We start from the raw sequence: 19329 nt of genomic DNA, 5'->3' as shown, positions 1-19329 counted from the left end.
CACCCTGCACTGAGCGGCCAGTGATAGGGATCAGTAGAGGTGAACGGCCTCCAGGCGGGCGAGCGATGCCCCTTGTTCGTTGGTCAGGGTCAGTGTCTTGCCTTCAATCTGCCAGCCCGACACGTCATTGAGTGTCGCGAGGAAATCGCGTTCGAGCGTTGCGACTTCACCGGGGCATGCCATGCGGGTGGTGGCCAGACGGCCGAAGCCGAGTTCTTGCTCGTCATGGTGGTATTCCCCCATCAGGCGATTGCAGCCGGTGGAACCGGCTACTCGCGAGTTCTGTGTCGAAGCGTCAGGGGTATGCAAGACGATATGGGCTTCACGCTTGCCTTCTATCACGGGTGTCGGCTGGTCATCGAGTGCCACCAGCTTCCAGTAGGTGTTTTCCAGCGGCTCGTCGACGCCTTGATAATCCTCTGAGGATTGAGCACCTGCGCAGCCGCTCAAGGTGAATACTGCACTCATCACGGCGGCCCATGTCATCACTTGCGCTTGTTTCATGCGGGTGTCTCCCTCACTAATAGGTTGTCCATGTAAATCGTCTACGTCGATTATGGGGCTGGGCTTTCAAAGGCCGTGCTTTGCGGGCTGTGCTCCGCGAGCAGTGAAGGCTCTCGCAGAAAGTGGCGTCGCCTCTTGGTCACTTAAGCGTGGTCATCTGAAGCGTTGTAGGCTGAATCAGGAAGACACGTTACGCATTCTGAAACAATCGCCAAGGAGTTGTCATGCCAGCCACCCGCACGCCCTCGTCCGCCAGGGAGCGGATACATCTGTGGTGGGATCTGTTCATCATCGTGCTCGTGATCGCCAATCTGGCATTGCTGCTGTTCGATAGCCTCTTCCTGATTCCTCCGCTGAACACGGCCTTCGAGGCTGTAGCGCCCGGGTTGCATGCGGCCTATGAGCAGAACATCCATGCCAATTTCCTCTCCATTGATCTGGCGTTCGTCGCCGTCTTCCTGCTGGATGTGCTGGCGGGGTGGGCAGTGGCCATCGCGGAGCGGCGCTATCACCGCTGGTTCTTCTATCCCTTTGTGCACTGGTATGACGTGCTGGGCTGCATTCCGCTGAGTGGCTTCCGTCTGTTGCGTGTGCTGCGTGTGGTCTCGTTGTTGTTCCGCCTGCAACGTCTGGAATTGATCGATGTGCGGCAATGGTATGTCTATCGTGTTGCTGCCAAGTATCTCGATATATTGCTGGAGGAGCTGACGGATCGCATCTCCCTGCGCATGCTCGACAACGTGCAGCAGCAGTTGCGCGACAGCGATGACCTTTCATCCTCGGTGATCGAGCGTGTCGTGGAACCTCGTAAGCAGGCCTTGATCCAGGAAATTAGCCAGCGTCTCGAGACCATGGCAGGGGACGTCTATACCCAGAATCGCGACGATACCCTGCGCTATGTGCGGGGCCTGGTCAGCCGCACCCTTGCCGAGAGCCCGGAGCTTCAGCGCGTCTCGCGTCTACCCATGGGCACTCAGCTGACGAAGGGGCTCGAAAGTTCGCTGTCCGATCTGGCCTGTCACCTTGTCGATGAAGCGCTGGTCGGCCTGCGCTCCAAGGAGTTCTCGGCGCTGGTGGGGCATCTGGCAGAGAGTGGTTTCGATGCCTGGTCGCGCACTGACCCGAGAACGGAGCAGATCACCGAGCAGGTGCTGATCGACATGCTGGAGTTGCTCAAGGAGCGCATCGCCGTGAAGAGTTGGCATCAGAAATATCAGTGAAGACAGGTGTGCCTGCAGGAGGTATGTCGCAACTGACCAGCGTGCAGGGCAAGTCTCTACGCGGGGCAGCCCTTGAAAGTCGGCCACGACCTCCCGACATCAGTCATTCGGCAATGGATTTGCAACACCCAAAAGGACGTCTCGATGTCATATGCACCGCAATCCTCAAGTGACACTCACGATGTTGAGCAGACCAGGGCCTGGCTGGATACCTACCGGCGGGTGCGAGCCGCCACCGAGGCGATCTGTGCGCCGCTGCACAAGGAAGACTACATGGTGCAGAGCATGGCGGATGTCAGCCCGCCCAAGTGGCATATCGCCCATGTCAGCTGGTTCTTCGAAGCCTTCATCCTGAAACCGTTTCAATCTGATTATCAGACGCTCGATCCCGCCTACGATCATCTCTTCAACTCCTACTACGAGACCCATGGCGTGCCGTTCCCGCGCGCCGAGCGTGGCGCAATCTCGCGCCCGACCGTCGACGATGTCTATCGTTATCGCGCACACGTCGATCAGGCCATGCAGGCCTTGCTGGAGAATCCACCCCAGGAACATCTGCCGGAGATTCTGCGTCGTCTGGAGTTGGGCCTACCGCATGAGCAGCAGCATCAGGAGCTGCTGTTGATGGATATCAAGCACATCCTGGCGCAGAACCCGCTGTGTCCGGCCTATCGGGATGATCTGGCGCCGGGGTTGGCACCAGCCCCCGCGCAGGAGGTGCCGCCGCTGGGATGGCTGGACTATCCCGCCGGGATTCGCGAGATCGGCCATGATGCATCCGAGGGTGGCTTCGCCTACGACAACGAGATGGGCCGCCACCGTCAGTTCGTCGAAGCGTTCCAGATGGCGGATCGTCCAGTGACCAACGGCGAGTTTCTCGCCTTCATGGAGGCAGGTGGTTACGCCACTCCCGAGCACTGGCTGGCGGATGGCTGGGCGATGGTCAAGGCGGAAGGTTGGCGGGCACCGCTTTACTGGGTCGAGCGCGACGGCGTCTGGCATCACTACACGCTGGGCGGTCTGGTGCCGGTAGATCTGAAGGCGCCGGTCTGCCACGTCAGCTTCTTCGAGGCCGACGCCTACGCCCAGTGGGCCGGCGCGCGTCTGCCGACTGAAGCCGAGTGGGAGACAGTCGCTCAGGATGTCCCCCTGACGGGTAACTTCGTCGATCAGGACCATCTGCAACCAATCGCCGCCGCGAAAGCCGACGGCATGCCGGGTCAGATGTTCGGCGATGTCTGGGAGTGGACGGGCAGCGCCTATCGCCCCTATCCAGGCTTTCGCAAACTGCCAGGCAGCCTGGGCGAGTACAACGGCAAGTTCATGTCCGGTCAGATGGTGCTACGCGGAGGCTGTTGTGCCACACCCGCCGACCACATCCGCGTGACCTATCGCAACTTCTTCCCGCCCGAGGCGCGCTGGGCGTTCTCCGGCTTCCGTCTCGCCAGGGACGGTGGGGTCTGAGGGGCTGACTCTTCCAGAACGCGCCCCCAGGCACTTTCATCTGCGGCTTTTGCCCGCCAACCCGTAAAGGAGTCTTCATGGCCGACCACCCCGAACCGCGTATCACGCTGCACCCGCTATCTTCGCGGGTGCGAATCCTGGTCGGTGAGACAGTGATCGCTGACACCGGCAACGCGCTGGAATTGCGCGAGAAGGGCTATCCACCGAGGCTTTACTTGCCGCGCGCCGATGTGGCGATGGCGAAGCTCACGGTCTCTCACACCGTCACCCATTGTCCCTTCAAGGGCGACAGCACCTATTACTCCTTGCCCGATCTTCCGGATATCGCCTGGAGTTACAACCAGCCCATCGAGGAGATGCAGGCGATCGCCGGGCGATTGGCGTTCGATACCGACAAGGTTACGTTGGAAATGGAGTGATTCAGGTGAATGACTCGCGGCCAACGTGATTCTCTTGTCGGCGCATAAGGTTCCGCCGTGCTCTGCTTCAGAGATAAACCGATAGAGAACAGTAGCTTGGCGTTCGCCGGATAGTTAGAATTCGGCAGCTTGCTGCACTGCGCTTCTCCATCGGGCGCGGTGCAGCATTTCCTTTCCCTTATCAAGACTCAGTACTCCGGTTGGACGAATCACCTCGCTTGATTCCTTTCCGTACAGGCTGCACCAGGAGTCAAGACAGTGGTTGTCCCTTCGAACGTTGCGCCAGTGATGGGTGTACTGCTATGCCTCGTGCTGGCCTCCTGCATCAGTCGTTACCTCAAGTCCCCCCGCATGAAAGGCCGCATCGGCGAGTGGCGAGTGCGCTGGATGGCGCGCCGACTCGGCAAGCAGGGCTATCGGGCCTTGCACAATGTCACCCTCAAGACCGAGAGCGGCACCACCCAGATCGATCATGTGCTGCTGTCGCGTTTCGGCTGCTTCGTGTTGGAAACCAAGAACATGAAAGGCTGGATCTTCGGCAGTGAGCACGAGGCGAACTGGACCCAGCAGTTTCCTCGCCAGTCGTTCAGCTTCCAGAACCCGCTACGTCAGAACTACAAGCATCTCAAGGCACTGGAGACGACGCTTGGCGTGACTCCCGAGCATCTGCATTCGGTGATCGTCTTCGTAGGCAGCGCCAGGCTCAAGGGTGAGATGCCAGCCAACGTGACGCGCGGGACTGACTTCGTTTCCTTCGTGCAGTCGTTCAAGACTCCCGTTTTCAGCGAGGCGCAGGTCGAGGCCATGCATGAGGCGCTACTGACGGGGCGACTGGCGCCGACTCGGGCGACGCAGCGTGCCCATGTACAGCACCTCAAGCAGCGCAATGCTCCACAGGCCAGACGTGAATGCCCGAAATGCGGCAGCCGGATGGTGCTGCGCACTGTCAAATCCGGTGTGCGTGAGGGCCAGCAATTCTGGGGATGCTCGGCCTATCCGGAGTGCCGAGCGACCCAGGCGGTGTGATGCCACGGATTTATGGAGCCAGTGCGGCAATTATTCGGCGCAGGCGGACTCTGAGTGCAACACCGCAAGTGATGGAGGGTGATGCATCGAGGTTGGGCTATCTCTAGCCCACCGACCACCTGCGCTTTGGCTTCGATAGGCGACAGCCAGTATGCGAGTATGCGGCCTTAGCCTTCAGCGTCGCTTCATCAGCTCTAGAAGTACCTCACCATGTATCTCACCCAGCACGTGCGTGTAGTGATGTGTCAGTGTTTGAGAGTTGCGGTGCCCGATCAACTTGGCGAGTAACTCGAGACGGTGACCTCGTGCCTTGGCATCTTTTTCCAGTACGTCGTAGACCGCTCGGCGGCAGTTCGCTAGTGCTGCAGGAGTGAAGGACCAATGTCCTCGGCAGGCGGAGGAAAGGCGATCCAGAAGCTGAGGGTAGTCGTCGCTGTAGAGGCGCAGTACGAGCCACGAGATTGCATTGTGCCTCAAGAGATGAAAGTCGAAGTGGATGTCCTCCAGCTCCAATCCGGGTGTAAGAGCACCGCGGAGAGACTGCCGGGCCCATGCCATGAGCGGGGTCAGCAGGCTCTCTCTTGAATAGCCCAGCGGAGAGCTTTCTGGCCCCAGCAAGGCAATGTTCTTCAAACGCTGCTGGCCAGCAAAGGACTCTCGGCGTCTATCAATCCACTCTCTCACCAGCGTCATCAACTCTGGGGATATCAGAAGATGAAGAGGAACGCTGCGCCGAGCATTTGCGGTCTTCCCAGCATGGATTTCTACGTAACAGTAGGTGGGGCCGTCATCTCCTGGCTGATTGATGATGACGTCATGCAGTGTCAATGCCATGACTTCTCCAGCTCGCAGGCCCCCGTAGTAGCCAAGGAGGAAGGCGATCAGCCAGCTGCGCCGCAATCCACTCCGTCTTCGGGAGAGCGCCCGGGTCAGATGTTCCGCCTCGTGCGGCATGATCAGATGTGTACGCAATGTACTGATGAAGCGACCTCCCTCACCCTGCACGGGGGGAATACCCGTTAATCGATCGTTGCCTTGGCAGAAACTGATGAACTGATTGAACGTCTGGAAGAAGTTGTGGGACGTCGAAGTGTCCCAGCCTTTCTGAGTGGGTAGCTGCTCGCTGATTGCCTCCATCAGTTCTCCATCCCAGAGAGCCAACCATGGGATATCGGGCAACATCATCATGGAGGTGGGCGTCAGACGACTCAGGTAAGTCCTGAGCGTGCTGGCTTTATTGCCTTGAGTGCTCGATTGATAAGACAGCCATAGCAGTATCCAGAGTGGGTAGCTGTCTTCGCCCAGCATGTGTATCAGCTTCTTCGCGTAGCGAGACGTAATGGCGTCATGCCGCTGGATCGCAGATCCCCCTCTGGGGGTTATCAGACCTTCATGCTCCAGTTCGGTGATATACGCATATAGTTGGTTGCCTGCTTTCACATACCAGTCTGTTGATAGTTGATCCTGCCGGTATCGGGGAGAGGTAGATGGTGACGATTCGTTGCTCCTGTCGCCTCCTCCCATAAGGAGTTCAGGGGTGTGAAGATCGGTCTCGATGTCTTCCGGTTCAGAGACATCCATGGCTCCAGAAGCGCTCGACGTACCGGAGGTAGGGAGGGGGGCCGCCGATAAAAGGAGGCTTTCGTCATGCTGCCAAGGAGAACGCCAGCTACACACTGGTAGGGGGTAGCGCCGAAGCAGCTGTGACCAGAGGGGCGCAGGGCCTAACAATGTCGTGCATCGAAAGGCATGACGAAGCAATGATCGGACACTCTTCAGCGAAGCGGAGGAACCAGTCCTGCGTGGTGCCTGGCTATCTAGCAGCTGTGACAGACCGGTGACCAAGAGCTGATCCAGATGGGCAGCTCGCGCTTCCAATGGACTGTTCAGATCCAGCGTAGCATCCGAGGAGAACCACCATACATCTGCTCGCTGGGAGGAGGGGGCTGATGATGGGGCAGGGGACTGACGGCAAGCCCTGAGTAGCCTCCTGAGATGATTCGGGATTTTTAGCCGGTAATGGGCTGGATGTGTTCGAGGTAACCCTGGCAGGCAGCCGATGAACCAATGGTGGGGACCGCGCTTGGTGTTCAGGCGTGGCAGATGCTCTGAGCTCAAGTTCAGCAGAGTATGGCGAATCACCTCTTCCTCCATCCCCAGCAGGGTGCCCATGCTCAAGGCCAGGAAGAGAAGAGACTGCTCTGGCGTACATTGGTTGGCGGGAATGCGCTGCAGGGCGCGTACCGAATCCAGCACCCGTTGCTGAACCTTGATATCTCGTGATGAGGTAGCCGCGGATGAGGGTCTGACCGGGCGTTTGATACTGGTCGGAATCGTAGCCTCGAAGTCAGGCTCTCGGTTGAGATGAGTCAGTACAAGCGCGACCTCCTTGGTGACCTTTCGGGAGCTGAAGTCAAGTTCAGTTTCCTTGGCAAGCTGGATGGCGTTGCGAATCAAGGCTTGTACATCTCGCTGGTTCAAGCGTGTGGCATTGTGTCGAGCGCGAGGCGGCTTGGTGGAAGGCGCACTTTGCGCTCTAGCCTGTGTCCTGGTTACCTTTTTCTTATGCCGTCGCCATGCGTAGCGCGCGACATTCATACGGAAATGTCTGAGCTCTTCAGAGGAGGAGAAAAGGCGATGATCTGGATCATCCCAGCGACGGAATATCCTACCCAGTGTTTTCGAAAGCTCGATCGGAGACAGCTTCGGAGTTGTAAGCTCTTGGTGCGTGGCCTGGGCAGGTACATCGGTTTTCTTCCGAAGGTCAATGGGGGTAACAGCACTCATCCTCTATCTCCTTGAATGGCTGGTCCGGCGTGCTCAATGGGCCATGGGAGGTCGTCTCTGTGAAGCAGATCCGGTGTCAAGCCGCATAGTCTGGCGATATCGGTTAGTGCGCTTCGTGTCGCCGATTGAATCAGGTTCCGATCACTGGACGGGGATTGGAGTGAATGTCCCTGAGTGGTGTGTCCAGCGAGCGCGCTAAATTCAGCGTGAGAAAGTCGCGATTGGAGCGCGGTGATCATACTGTGGCGCGTGATATTGGAAGGCTGGCGGCCCCACTGGCTCAATTCAGTTGCCAAAGGCGAAGGCATGAATGTTGGAAGATCCTTGAGCCACTGCCGCCAGTCAGCATGCTGCATGCATTGCTGCGTCAACATCATTGTCGAGTCATTGAACTTCCATTGAACGGGGTAGGCGATTTGCTCATCCCCAAGAAAATCTCCCTTGCCACCCTGGCGTTTCCACCATCGTTGCCATTCCTCCCGCCACTCATGCTGAAGCCGGAGCAATGCGCCAAGGGCGGGGACAAGTGGAATTTGGCGGCTTTCCTGTGCCCGAGCCGAATTCTTGTCGCGTAGCCAGAGCGTATTTTCCAGCTGCTCACATTGGGTTTTGGATCCAATTGGGCGAGCCAAGGTGCAGAGCTGCCATGCAAGTAAGGTCAGCGCTCCCAGTATCTGACCTTGCCGGGCAATGGCTTCGCCGACTGACCGTAAGTCGCTACTACGATTCCCTTGTGAGGTAATCAATGAGGTAACCAGGATGGCGTGGTTCTTGGTAAGTTGCGTCAGCAAATGAAGCGGACGTTTGAAATAGCTCGGCTCCTGGGCTTTTGTGGATCCCACGGTGTGATCTTCGCGAGGTGTACGACAGTCTTCTTCTAACAAGGGAAATAGGCCAAGCGCAGCTTGAGCCGAGAGAAAAGCCTTCTGAATCTTGTGCAGAGGTATCGTTCGATACGTTGCCGGGGCAGAGAGTGAGAGCGGGAGCTCGCCTCGCAACCAGGTCGCGATCACTTCATCTTCACAGGCAGGCACCACCCAATGATGATGACTGGCGGACACGCGCCTTAACGTCAGAGTACTTCCGGGACGGTTATCCCCCCAGCGCTTGAGTCTTTTCTCGATCAGTGATTTCAGTGCTTTGAAAGGCTGGGCTCCGGGGAGCCATACCTTTTCGGCCATGAGTGACTGATTGAGAGCGTTGGGCAATGGCAACGTGATGATGGTTTCGGTAGTTGCCTTGTTGACAGAGTAGTGGAGTAGCCCCTCCTCCGGTGACCAGCTGGGAATTTGATCCAGCGTCTGGCAGATGATCCACTCACGATTGCTGTCGCTATTGAGCGGCAGCTTGGGGGATCGGGAGATTACCGTCGTCTGCAGCAAGCGCTCAGGTGCTATTCCACTACAAAGTAGAATGCTAAGAAATGCCAAGGCTTGTCGGTTTGCAATGACACTCTCAGATTCTATGAGAAATTCCTCATCTTTCGGTGGTTGGAAGATACGTAAAGCTGCTAGAACCTCTTCTTGTGGGCGTAGGCTGATGTCTGCAGATGTCTTGAGACTGCGGGCCTGTTGCAAGAGCTGAACGCGTTCAAGGTGAAGCGCCTGATCGCCTTGTGAAAGCAGCGTGTTATGGAATAGCTCTTTCACTGGGTCGATGGGTGAGATGCTGCTTTGGATTAGGTCATTAGATGATGATTCATTCTGATGTTCATTGCCATCCGTGAGATCTTCATCATCTTCTATGAAGGTATGATCAAGTACTTGGATTGACCTATCCAGTGAGAGAGAGTCGGTATATTCAGCGTGAATTTGGTGAGATTCTTCACTGATCCAGAGTGGTGAATCACGAAGAATGGTATCGACATGTTGGCGCCTTTTTTGATTCTCGTTGCGAGCTCTCCGCTGTTTTCTTATTGGGCTACGAGTGAGCTTGCTCGACTGATAGATTTCGTTAAGCAAAGCACCTGTCGCTTTCTTATTGCGCAGATGATTGGGATGCTCCGATGAGCGGTCCGTTGCTGTATCATAGGCATGAAGAAACTGATCGAGTATCTTCAAATCAGCATCGGAAAAATGCTCGGGAGGAGGAACTAACTGCTCCCCCAGAGTAGGTGAAATGGGTCTGGGAAAGCTGTTGTGAATATCATCCAGGTCACCCCAGTCAAGTAGCCGTTTGAGCGTCTTTCTAAGCTCAAGTATCTGGGTGTAGTATTTTATGGCAGAGCCACGTGTCACAGTATGATAAGGCTGACCGAAAATCAGTCTAAGCAGCTTTCGGATACTGCTTACGCGAGGATCAGTGAGCGACTTAAATCGGTAATTTACCGTATAATGAAGGCAGTGAGACATTCTATGATTTCGATGTGTCTCGTCCTCCATAAAAAATTGGCTTCCTAGGAACTCCTCTACTTGGGACACAAGGTCTGGCATCGAGTAATCGTTGGCAAAGAGGCGAGCGCTGAGGCGATATTCTGAGGCAATCAAGGGAGGGAGGCTCCCCTTGAGCCACTCCGGTATAAGGGGCCAGCGGGACCCGATCGCATTGAGGTCATAATTAGCCAGTATTTGGTCAGGTAGTTGGTGTTCACTCACGTGAGAGCCTCCTGTTAATCAGTCAAGCGAACTTTAAAGTGCAAGTCCCATTTGCGGATGCGAGTCGGTTTCCTCCTTGTTATTCGAGTGCTTGCTTTTTTCTTTAGCGTTGCTTTTCTTATTAATATCTGGTTGCTGCTTCCTATTATCTTTTCGTTTACTATGAGCGTTTTTATTATTTGTTTCAGCAGCAGTAGCAGCGTGTGTCGTATTCCTATCTTCAGATACACCGCTTTGGTGAGTATTTGTATTTTTATTTATTTCGTTCATAAATTTCCTGATCGAGTCATCAGAATAACGATGCCTGAACATTGATGAGATTTGCTTGCGTGTTATTGGCAAGTTTTGTTGAGTGACTACATTGCTCCATGCGTGTTGTAACCTTTCATCATTAATGAAGTTTCTGAGTATAGTGTTCCATAACTTCTTTTCGTTAATTCTGATATCGCCAGTGGTATGTAGGTTGTGGATATTGATCCATTCCCAGCCAAGCTCGAGCAGAGGCTGTAGCACCTGGTAATAGAATCTCAGCACCTGGACTTCATCTTCGTTGAGTCCGCCGATATCGATCTCGATGCAAAATACACTTTGTGAGACGGGCACTTTCTGTGTGGATACGATGGCTTTGATGACATGAAAATTCACGAACTCCTCGGAAGTGTGAGTCGACTGAACGTTGCTGCGGAAGCGGACAGGCGCTAGGGGCAGGTTCTCTGTCGCGACCGTTGGTCGAAAAGCATGCTCCTCGCTCATAAGCTCGGCGGTGTCCACCTCGAGTACTCGCTGATGGATGACAAGCGTCTTGTCAGCGCTGATTTTCACTAGTGACGGTGTATAGGTAGCCTCTGGCATATTGATGACTCCAACGATAGGCAAAGGGGGGCCGAGACGTATGAGAGAATCATTCGTCGAGTTCATGTCCAGCAAACGCGAGTAACTTTGAGTAGTGCTGATCAGTCGAGCAATACACCCGACCTGTAGAACGATATTTCTGGGAGTGCCGCCTCCTGATATATCCAAGCTGAATCAGTGTGTACTAATAGCATAACTCAAGTGGCAAGAATCTAAGGTATCTTTTAACCGTCAAAATCGACCGTTTCGAGAGCATTAGGGCTTTTTGACGTCAAACTTGGTAGATATTTTGTATTACGAGTTCTTGAGCGATTGCTTTTGTCAATTCATCGATTATTGAACGGTAATGCATTGCTCATGTTTATCAAAAGTCGTTGGCGCTGTTTTCGAAGGGGTCTGCGACCCGAATGTACTCCGTCAAGGTGCTGAGATGTCTGTGACCTGTCACACGTTGTATCTGCTCCAGGCTCTTCCCCCGCAGATGAGCTTCAGTGATCAGGCCAGCACGCATGCTATGTGTGCTGAATCCGCGTGAAGCCAGGTTTGACCGCTCAAGCCCCCTGATCAACGCATTCTGAAAAGCCGTTCGAGAGAGTTTCGAGCCTCCTGGCCTGCCGCCCAGCGAGACGCTGCGAAATACCGCACCTCTCTGGATATGGGCGGCTTCCAGCCAGCGATACAGGAGATTGACGGGGCAGTAGGGGAGCGAGGTATCCGCATGGTGAATGGCTTTGACTTCATGTCGTCCTTCTTGATTGGTCTTGCTGCGGGAGAGCCTGACCAACACGCCTCGTGTATCCCATGTGAGGTGCTCGACACGAAGGTTGAGGACTTCGCTGTAACGAAATGCTCCATAGAACGTCAGGCAGAACATGGCGGCGTCGCGCAGATCTCGCAACTCGCTCAAATCCAGGCTATTCAGCAGCTGATGCAGGTCGTCTCGCATCAAGGCTGGTGCACGTTTCACCGGCACTTCATTGAGGCGTGCACAGCCGCGCATGACCCCCTTGATCATTTGCTCATTGCCCAGGGTGGGGCAATTCATGACAAGGTGCCAACGCCGTAACGAGCACAGCTGTCGCTTGAGTGTATTCGGTTTATAACCGTCCTCGAAACACCGGGTGAGGTAGTTGGCAATCTCCGTGTCGGTGCTGGGGAGGGTGCCGCCACGTCTGAGAAACATCCGTATGTCGCTTTGGAAGGCTCGGATGGTACTCGGTGCAAGGCTTGCCATGATCAGCTTTCGTGCCGAGACCGTCAGGCAAAGTCCCGGCAGAGAGTCCTGGTTTCCCTGATAGGGGATCACTTGCATTGCCTGATGCCTCCGTCTTTGAGGCGGGTGGATGCCTGTCGGTGGTCTGGACACCATGAGGGATCTCCATCGATGTCGAAAAGTTGGAATGAGGGCCGATATGCGCTGTGAGGTGGCCATCGAATTTCACGCTATCACCCTTCGTAAATCAGCCAACCCGAAATGCATGCCCTAGAAAGCATAGAGAGTTGAGAGTCACGCATATGCAAGGTTGTTCGAGCAATCCCACTGGTAAATGTGAGGTTTGTAGATGTTATGCTTGGGGTTAAGCTATAAAAAAGTGAAATCATCTGGTGATCGCGCGGGCGTGACTGCCGAGCCGCCTCCCGTAATCAGAGCGATACCAGGCGCGCCAAGAAGGCGTTGGAGAACGCCACATCATTTGCCAGATCAAGAGTGATCTCTCGTACTCCCTCTGAGAAGCTCACACACTCACTCATGGGGGCCTGAGCATGTGGCGCGCCATGCATGTCAATCGTGGGGAGTTCTCCGCATGTGCCGGGGTCGTTGGAGGCTATCGAATCAGTGGCTGGAGAGACGATCGGGGCGGGTAGTGTCGGGGAGGAGAAGGAATCCAGTTGGATCGCAGCATGCTCGTCGGGCAAGTCGTCAAACAGTCGATAGGCGTAGTGTCGCAACGTGCTTTCGTTGAGGGCATAGAAATAGCACGCATCATCCTGTGCATGTCGACGCCGTATGATCCGGCCTAGCACTTGGCGAAAATACTGTTCGGTCCTGACGTGGCTGAGATAGCAACATACCTGCAAGCGGGGAATGTCGATCCCTTCACTGACCATGTTGACGGAAACAATCCACGAAGTATGACCGTAGCGAAACGCCTCAAGTCGTGCGTGCGCTCCTTCTGTCTGGCTGGTTACCAGGCACACCGTCTGTCCCATCTGTTTCAGACAATCAGCGATGTCTTCTGCATGAGAAATGTTGGATGCCACCACCAATCCTGCGGCGCTCGGGTCTTTCTCCTGAAGCTGTCGCAAGCGTTGGCAGCTGACGTCCAGCAAATGCTGCTGAGGTCCGGGGTGACGCAGCAAGGCGGCGTAATGCACCGCTGGGTGACGCAGCAAGGCCGGGATGCTTTGGTAATACAGTGTCTCGCGCTGCGCCTGCTGTTCTGCCACCAGACGTATGTCGTCGTTATCTATCAAATAGATCTGGGGAGTACGGCAGACATCATCCTGGATGGCATCACGCAGGGGATACGTGAAGTCTGGGATCAGCGCGAGGCGGTCATTGTCGGCCGATGGCAGGGTTGGCACCGATGGCTCGGACGCTGAGGCGGCTTCATGGCTCGGTGCCATATAACGCAGCATCGGAAGGCAGCTGCCATCAGTGCGCCAAGGAGTGCCTGACAAGGCGAGCGTAAAGCGAACATCGCGCTCCAATGCCAAGAGTGCCAACCCCCATTGATTGGCGCCGGTGGCTGCCGAACTGGTGTAGGCGTTTTTTGCGGCGCATGCTGTCGCGCCGGCGGCATGGTGGCTTTCGTCCCAGACCAGCAGGACACGCCCTTGGCGACAGAGTTGCTTGAGGTCCTCCAGGCGGAAGCTGAGCGCTTGATAGGTCAGCGCGATACCGATGTCCCCCAGCCTGCCCTGCATGGGCCGCCCCAGAATTTGCGAAAACGTCTCGCGTGCACGCTCCACCACGGCAGAGGTGGGGCCGAGATAGATGACGTGATCAATGCTCCCGTTGAGAATCAGCTCCTCAGCCAGGACGGCGGCCATCAGCATCTTGCCCGCACCCGGGGTGGCCTGGCACAGGAAATGGGGCTGCTGATCCGAAAGCCGTTGAAGCGCTGTCTCAATACAACGCGCTTGCCAGGCTCTGAGTGTCGGGCTTGTCAGAGAGGGCAGTAATCGATTGATCTGACGCGGCGTCATGAGGCACCTCCAGCATGGCGTTTTGCAGAGAGCGCCAGCACGGCAGCCAGTTGTCCCTGGAGTTCACAGGCGCGCTGAATTGCATCCTCCTGGAGTGGAGCGATGTCGGGTTTCGCCTCCGGATAGTCCTTTGCCAATTGATAGAGGTGCTCGGCTTCCGCGCTCGCGGCCCGCATGGATTTTTTCAAGGCTCGACGTTGTTCCTGCAGTGCTGCATCGAGCGGTAGATGCGATATGCCATCGGTTTTCGACGTGGCAAGATCCTGTCGATTGCTCGGCAGTGGGATATCCGGTGAGCGCTCCGAAGTGCTATCGGTGAGTTGATAGACACGGCGACGCTTGCCGATGGTGTCGGATTGCACAACGTGACCATCAATGACCAGGCGGTCGATCAGGTCACCGACCCGCTGCAGGACAATAATGGGTTTATAGCCCGCCAACTCTGGATGTTTCATCAGCTCGTTGCGGCAGCTGACTTTCGTGAAATGAGTCGGCTTATCCTTCAAGGCTTTCAGCCACTGCTGGAAGTGCTGTTTGATCAACTGTCCTCGCCGATAAGCTGCGGCAGTCGAGGAATCCTGGAGTGTGGGAGTGCTCGAGGTGTGAGGGGGAGGAGAGCGACGCTGGCTCTCTGAGGTGATGGTAGATGACGAGTCGTGTGACACCGAAGTCTCAGGCGTCTGGGAAGACTCGGCTATTGCCTTGCCCGTAGCAGAGGGCGCAAGAGGAGTGGATGAGGGTGTTGGTGTGGTGTGAGAAGAATTCGAGGTCATGACAGCACCTCGCTGCAGTCGCCAATGACGCGTGAGCGACAGTCTTGGGAAGGGGGATCGGGATAGCCGCCATAGGGGGTGGGTAGATCGGGGCTACGCGGGGATGCCGTAGTCTGAAGGACCATGGTTGAAGCTCCTTTGTGTTGGAGCCGCTCCCGCTGTCGCCAAACAGTGATGGGGGCGGCCGTACACGGGTTGGCGAACCGGCCACAAAGGACACCGGCAGACCCGAGGGTCTCCCGCGCACGACCGCCATAACGCATGGCAGACACAAAAAAAGCGCCAACCATGGTACGGGGCGCTTATGCGCCTTTGTGGTTTCGAGTCGCCAAACCCGATCGAGGATTTTGCCTCGATAAACCAAATCTAGCAGATGAAAGAGAGGTCGTAAATATCACCCATCGGGAAAAGAGGCGTCTATTCGAAGTTGGCCTCAATATCGTGAAAATTCGCCTCTGGCGTGGCACGTTGCCATGGCATTCCGTCGAGGGAATCGGGAGAATGCTGCCTTTCTTTCAGCCGCGTAGCGAATCGATAGTCATGACGGAGTTGGTGGATCGGCCCTTGGCCGGAATTGTTCTCAGATTGCTGTCCGGTGTGTTGTTCACCGGCATGATGGTGTGTGTGAAGGCGGTCAGCGAGACGGTGGAAGTGGGACAGACGGTGTTCTTTCGTTCGGCCTTTGCCTTGATTCCGATCATGATCTTCATGATGTGGCGCAAGGAGTTCCCGCGTGGTCTGGCGACCCGTCGACCGGGCGGGCATCTGCTGCGCTCCGGATTCGGTGCGGCCGCGATGTTTGCCTCCTTTGCGGCGGTGGCCTTGCTGCCCATCTCGGAGGCGACGCTGCTGGCACAGCTGACGCCGGTCATGATGGCCGTGGGTGGTGTGGTCTTGCTGGGGGAGCGGTTCAGTCGGCAACGGGCGTTGGCGCTGGGGCTGGCCTTGGCGGGAGTATTGGTGCTGATTCTGCCGTCGCTGAACCTCGAGAGCAGTACCGGCAATGTGACCGGCTACGTGCTGGGGGTACTCTCGGCACTGCTGACGACTGGCGCGTTGCTGACGGTGAGGCGTATCTCGCGTACCGAGACGGCCGGAGCGATCGCCTTCTATTTCATTCTGGTCTCGGCCTTGGCAGGCCTGGCGACGCTACCGATGGGATGGGCGCCGCTTTCCCAGGAGGCGCTGGGGCTGTTGGTGCTGTCGGGATTGTTCGGGGGTGCCGCGCATATCTGCATGACACTGGCATTGCGCTACGCTGAGGCGTCCCGCCTGGCACCCTTCGAGTATGTCGCGTTGCTCTGGCCGATTCTGGCGGACCTGCTGATCTTCCATGCCCCCATCTCGAGTGGCTTCCTGTTTGCCCTGCCCCTGATGCTGGCAGGAGCAGGGCTGGCCGCCTTCGAAGGGCGTCAGATCAGATGGCCTCTTCGACGATGAGCTGTGGCTGCCCCTGGGAGCAGGGCTCGATGCGGGCAGCCACACGATAGACCTCACGCAGTCGCTCCGGGGTGACCACCTCAGCGGTCGAGCCGCTGGCGATGAGGCGGCCGTTCTGAAGCAGCATGGCCTGGTCCGTGAAGCGCAATGCCTGGCCCAGGTCGTGCAAGGCGGCAATGATCAGCATGCCTCGCTCGCGGGCGAGGCGGCGCAGAATGGTCAACAGCTGCAGCTGGCGATGCAGATCCAGTGCGGAGGTTGGCTCATCCAGCAGCAGAATCTCGGGTGACTGCACCAGCGCTTGGGCGGCCCCCACCAATTGTCGCTGGCCTCCACTCAGATCACTGATGTCCCGCTCGCCCAGCGCACTGATTCCCAGATCGTCCAGCGCGCGCTCCACTTCGGCCATGTCCTCAGGCTGAACCTTCAGGCTGCGGCCCTGCATGCGTGCCAGAAGTACCGATTCATAGACCGTCAGCACGGCATTGACGCCGGTGTCCTGTGGCATGTAGCCGATGGGGCGCTGGCGAGTCGCGCCCTCGACACGTGCCTCTCCACCGCCGTCGATCAACCCGAGGATGCGCCGGAACAAGGTCGACTTGCCGGCGGCGTTGGGCCCCAGCAAGGCCACCACCTGGCCCCCTTCGAAGCAGGGCGTCGTGACCTCCGCCAGAATCTGGCGGCGACCATAGTGGGCGGACAAGCGATCAAGCGTGAGCGTTACCATGAGGATGACTTCTGTCGCAGGATGAGGAACAGGAAGAAGGGAATGCCGACCAGTGAGGTGATGATGCCGATCGGGATCACCGTGCCCGGCAGGATGATCTTCGACAGCACTGAGCCGATCGAGAGAATCAACGCCCCGCACAGGGCAGAGCCGGGCACGAAGAAGCGTTGATCTTCCCCCAGCAGCAGGCGTGCGATATGTGGACCGACCAGACCGATGAAACCGATGGTGCCGACGAAGGCGACGGCGATGGCAGCCAGTAGCGAGACCAGTACCAGCACTTCCAGGCGCAGCGCCTTGGGTTTGACGCCCATGCTTTCCGCCTTGGTATCTCCCAGACGCATGGCCGTCAGTGCCCAGCCATGACGTGCCAGCAGCGGCAGCACGATCGCCAGAACGCCGAGCGAGACCCAGAACTTGGGCCAGGTGGCCTTGGTCAGGCTGCCCATGGTCCAGAAGACCACGGCGGCCACGGCCTGTTGGCTGGCGAAGAACTGGATCAGGGCCATCAACGAATTGAAGATGAAGACCATGGCAATGCCGAGCAGCACGATGGTCTCGATCGTCACGCCACGCTTCATGCTCAAGGCGTGGATGAAGAAGGCCGTGATCATGGCCATGACGAAGGCATTGATGGGGACCACATAATCGATGGCGGCGGGAATGATCGCGACGCCAAAGGCCAGTGCCAGCGCGGCACCGAAGCTGGCCCCGGCCGAGATGCCCAGGGTGAAGGGACTGGCCAGCGGGTTGCTCAGGATGGTCTGCATCTGGGCACCGGCCACCGACAGGCTGGCACCGACCACCAGCGCCATCAGGGCAACGGGCATGCGAATTTCCCACAGGATGACCCGCACCTGATCACTGACGGAGTCTGGTGAGATCAATGCCGCGATGACCTCATCGAGCGGGAAGCGTGCCGGTCCGAGCGACAGGTCCAGACACAGACTCAGGAACAGTGCCACGCCCAGTGACACCAGAATCAGTTGTCGTTTGACCACCGAGGCGCGGTAGTGGCTCCCCCCTTGCGAGAGGGGAGTGGAAGAGGTGACATCATTCATCTTTCAGCGATACCCAGTAGCCAGGTGCGTAGTCCACGGGCAGGAAGCGTTCGTGCAGTTCCTGCATGGTGGCTTCCGGGTCAAGATCGGCAAACAGCTCCGGGTGGAACCACTTGGCCATCTTCTGAACCGCCACGAAGTAGTAGGGGCTGTTGTAGAACTGATGCCAGATGGCGTGGAAGTCGGCGTCGTCCACGGCTTGAATGCCTGTCATGGCGGTGCGCTGAGTCAGGGCCTGGAGCTTTTCGCGAGCGAGATCCTGATCAGCCCCCGGACCGACACCGACCCATTTGCCGCCCGGGACATAGGCGTCCCAGCTTCCCCCTGTCACGACGACATGCTCAGGGTTGGCGGCGATGATCTGCTCGGGATTCAGGGTGCCGAAGGTAGAGGGAATGATGCCTTCGGCAATGTTGTGGCCGCCGGCCAGATCAACGTATTCGCCGAAGTTGCCCGGCCCGAAGCTCATGCAGCAGTCGTCGGAGTAACCGCCGGCGCGATCGATGAAGACGTCAGGGCGCTGTGGGTCCTGCTTCGCGATGACATCGGTGACGCGAGCCATCTGCGCTTCGGTGTAGGCGATGAACGCTTCGGCTTTGTCTTCCTTGCCCAGCAACTGGCCCATCAGGCGCATCGACGGCGTGGTGTTCGCGAGTGGATCCTCACGGAAGTCGACGTAGACGATCGGGATGTCCAGCTGTGCCAGCTTGTCGTCATAGGCCGCGTCCTCGGTTGCCTGACGGGCTTCCAGATTCATCAGCACCACATCTGGCTTCAGGGCTGCTGCCTGCTCGACATCGAAGGTGCCATCCTTGAAACCACCGAAGGTCGGAATCTTCTCGAGTTCGGGGAAGCGCTTGGCATAGTGGGCGTAGTTGTCCGGGTCGGCTTGAGAGAAGTCTTCACGCCAGCCGACCACCTTGTCGAAGGGAGACTCGGGCTCCAGCGCGCCCAACAGGTAGACCTGGCGACCCTCGCCCAGGATCATGCGCTCGACCGGGGCGTCGAGGGTAACTTGCCGGCCGGCAACATCTGTCAGAGTGATCTCATCGGCGACAGCGCCGAAGCTAGAGGCCAATAGCAGGCCGCCGGCTGTCATGGAAAGCAGAGGCTTCATGTGTGACTCGCTGGGAGGGTAAGGAAAATTCATCGGGCGCGTTGTCGCCCGCACGGCTGTGTTCGATGCGGGACAGGTTGCATCTCATTATCATCTGCGTTGCGATTATGAAGTAATTCCCGATGAGCGTCGATA

The 19329-nt window shown here is 57.2% G+C and carries 15 protein-coding genes; 5 read left to right on the top strand and 10 right to left on the bottom strand.

Annotated features, from left to right (window positions below; translation table 11 throughout):
* Positions 1-30: 30 nt before the first annotated feature.
* The gene (locus NH396_RS04575; protein ID WP_253062053.1) at positions 31-504 is read right to left on the bottom strand and encodes an META domain-containing protein; all 474 of its coding nucleotides are present in this window, start codon (positions 502-504) and stop codon (positions 31-33) included.
* A 224-nt stretch (positions 505-728) separates the two neighbouring features.
* Between NH396_RS04575 and NH396_RS04570 the strand changes: the two genes are divergently transcribed.
* The 4 genes from NH396_RS04570 (at position 729) to NH396_RS04555 (ending at position 4633) form a co-directional block, all read left to right on the top strand.
* Positions 729-1724 carry an ion transporter gene (locus NH396_RS04570; protein ID WP_253062051.1) on the top strand — a complete coding sequence of 332 codons (996 nt, stop codon included), beginning with the start codon at positions 729-731 and terminating at the stop codon, positions 1722-1724.
* A 144-nt stretch (positions 1725-1868) separates the two neighbouring features.
* Entirely contained in the window at positions 1869-3188 is a 1320-nt protein-coding gene (gene egtB / locus NH396_RS04565) for an ergothioneine biosynthesis protein EgtB (RefSeq protein ID WP_253062049.1), read from the top strand.
* Between the two features lie 77 nt (positions 3189-3265).
* A complete protein-coding gene (locus tag NH396_RS04560) occupies positions 3266-3607 on the top strand; it encodes a DUF427 domain-containing protein (RefSeq protein WP_253062047.1) in 342 nt (113 codons plus the stop codon).
* Between the two features lie 258 nt (positions 3608-3865).
* On the top strand, positions 3866-4633 hold the full coding sequence (locus NH396_RS04555; protein WP_253062045.1) for an NERD domain-containing protein: 768 nt from the start codon (positions 3866-3868) through the stop codon (positions 4631-4633).
* A gap of 174 nt (positions 4634-4807) precedes the next feature.
* On the opposite strand, the gene NH396_RS04550 is transcribed toward NH396_RS04555, so the two are convergent.
* From NH396_RS04550 to NH396_RS04525, 6 genes are all read right to left on the bottom strand, one after another.
* Entirely contained in the window at positions 4808-7420 is a 2613-nt protein-coding gene (locus NH396_RS04550) for a site-specific integrase (RefSeq protein ID WP_253062043.1), read from the bottom strand.
* On the bottom strand, positions 7417-10014 hold the full coding sequence (locus NH396_RS04545; RefSeq protein WP_253062041.1) for a hypothetical protein: 2598 nt from the start codon (positions 10012-10014) through the stop codon (positions 7417-7419). Before NH396_RS04545 ends, NH396_RS04550 begins: the two co-directional genes overlap by 4 nt.
* A 33-nt stretch (positions 10015-10047) precedes the next feature.
* Positions 10048-10866, bottom strand: coding sequence for a hypothetical protein (locus NH396_RS04540; RefSeq protein ID WP_253062039.1), 819 nt, complete (start codon positions 10864-10866; stop codon positions 10048-10050).
* Between the two features lie 364 nt (positions 10867-11230).
* Complete coding sequence (locus tag NH396_RS04535; RefSeq protein ID WP_024952250.1) at positions 11231-12178, bottom strand: site-specific integrase; 948 nt, start codon at positions 12176-12178, stop codon at positions 11231-11233.
* A 332-nt stretch (positions 12179-12510) separates the two neighbouring features.
* The gene (locus NH396_RS04530; RefSeq protein ID WP_253062037.1) at positions 12511-14076 is read right to left on the bottom strand and encodes a DEAD/DEAH box helicase family protein; all 1566 of its coding nucleotides are present in this window, start codon (positions 14074-14076) and stop codon (positions 12511-12513) included.
* Positions 14073-14618 carry a hypothetical protein gene (locus tag NH396_RS04525; RefSeq protein ID WP_253062035.1) on the bottom strand — a complete coding sequence of 182 codons (546 nt, stop codon included), beginning with the start codon at positions 14616-14618 and terminating at the stop codon, positions 14073-14075. The genes NH396_RS04530 and NH396_RS04525 overlap by 4 nt, the downstream gene beginning before the upstream one ends.
* 771 nt (positions 14619-15389) lie before the next feature.
* Here NH396_RS04525 and NH396_RS04520 point away from each other — a divergent pair.
* Positions 15390-16289, top strand: a complete 900-nt coding sequence (locus tag NH396_RS04520) for a DMT family transporter (protein WP_176676769.1) — start codon at positions 15390-15392, stop codon at positions 16287-16289.
* On the opposite strand, the gene NH396_RS04515 is transcribed toward NH396_RS04520, so the two are convergent.
* Genes NH396_RS04515 through NH396_RS04505 form a run of 3 tightly spaced genes read right to left on the bottom strand, consistent with a single transcriptional unit; the run spans position 16267 to position 19194 of the window.
* Positions 16267-17016, bottom strand: a complete 750-nt coding sequence (locus NH396_RS04515) for an ABC transporter ATP-binding protein (RefSeq protein WP_253062033.1) — start codon at positions 17014-17016, stop codon at positions 16267-16269. The two genes, NH396_RS04520 and NH396_RS04515, sit on opposite strands and share 23 nt — an antisense overlap.
* The gene (locus NH396_RS04510; RefSeq protein ID WP_054555807.1) at positions 17010-18077 is read right to left on the bottom strand and encodes an iron ABC transporter permease; all 1068 of its coding nucleotides are present in this window, start codon (positions 18075-18077) and stop codon (positions 17010-17012) included. The genes NH396_RS04515 and NH396_RS04510 overlap by 7 nt, the downstream gene beginning before the upstream one ends.
* Positions 18070-19194: an ABC transporter substrate-binding protein gene (locus NH396_RS04505; RefSeq protein ID WP_253062031.1), complete on the bottom strand. Its 1125-nt coding sequence runs from the start codon at positions 19192-19194 to the stop codon at positions 18070-18072. The genes NH396_RS04510 and NH396_RS04505 overlap by 8 nt, the downstream gene beginning before the upstream one ends.
* Positions 19195-19329: the final 135 nt, after the last annotated feature.

Origin of the sequence: Cobetia sp. Dlab-2-AX (assembly GCF_024124625.1) — a bacterium.
Classification (GTDB): domain Bacteria; phylum Pseudomonadota; class Gammaproteobacteria; order Pseudomonadales; family Halomonadaceae; genus Cobetia.
This window is presented reverse-complemented; position numbering and strand designations above follow the sequence as displayed.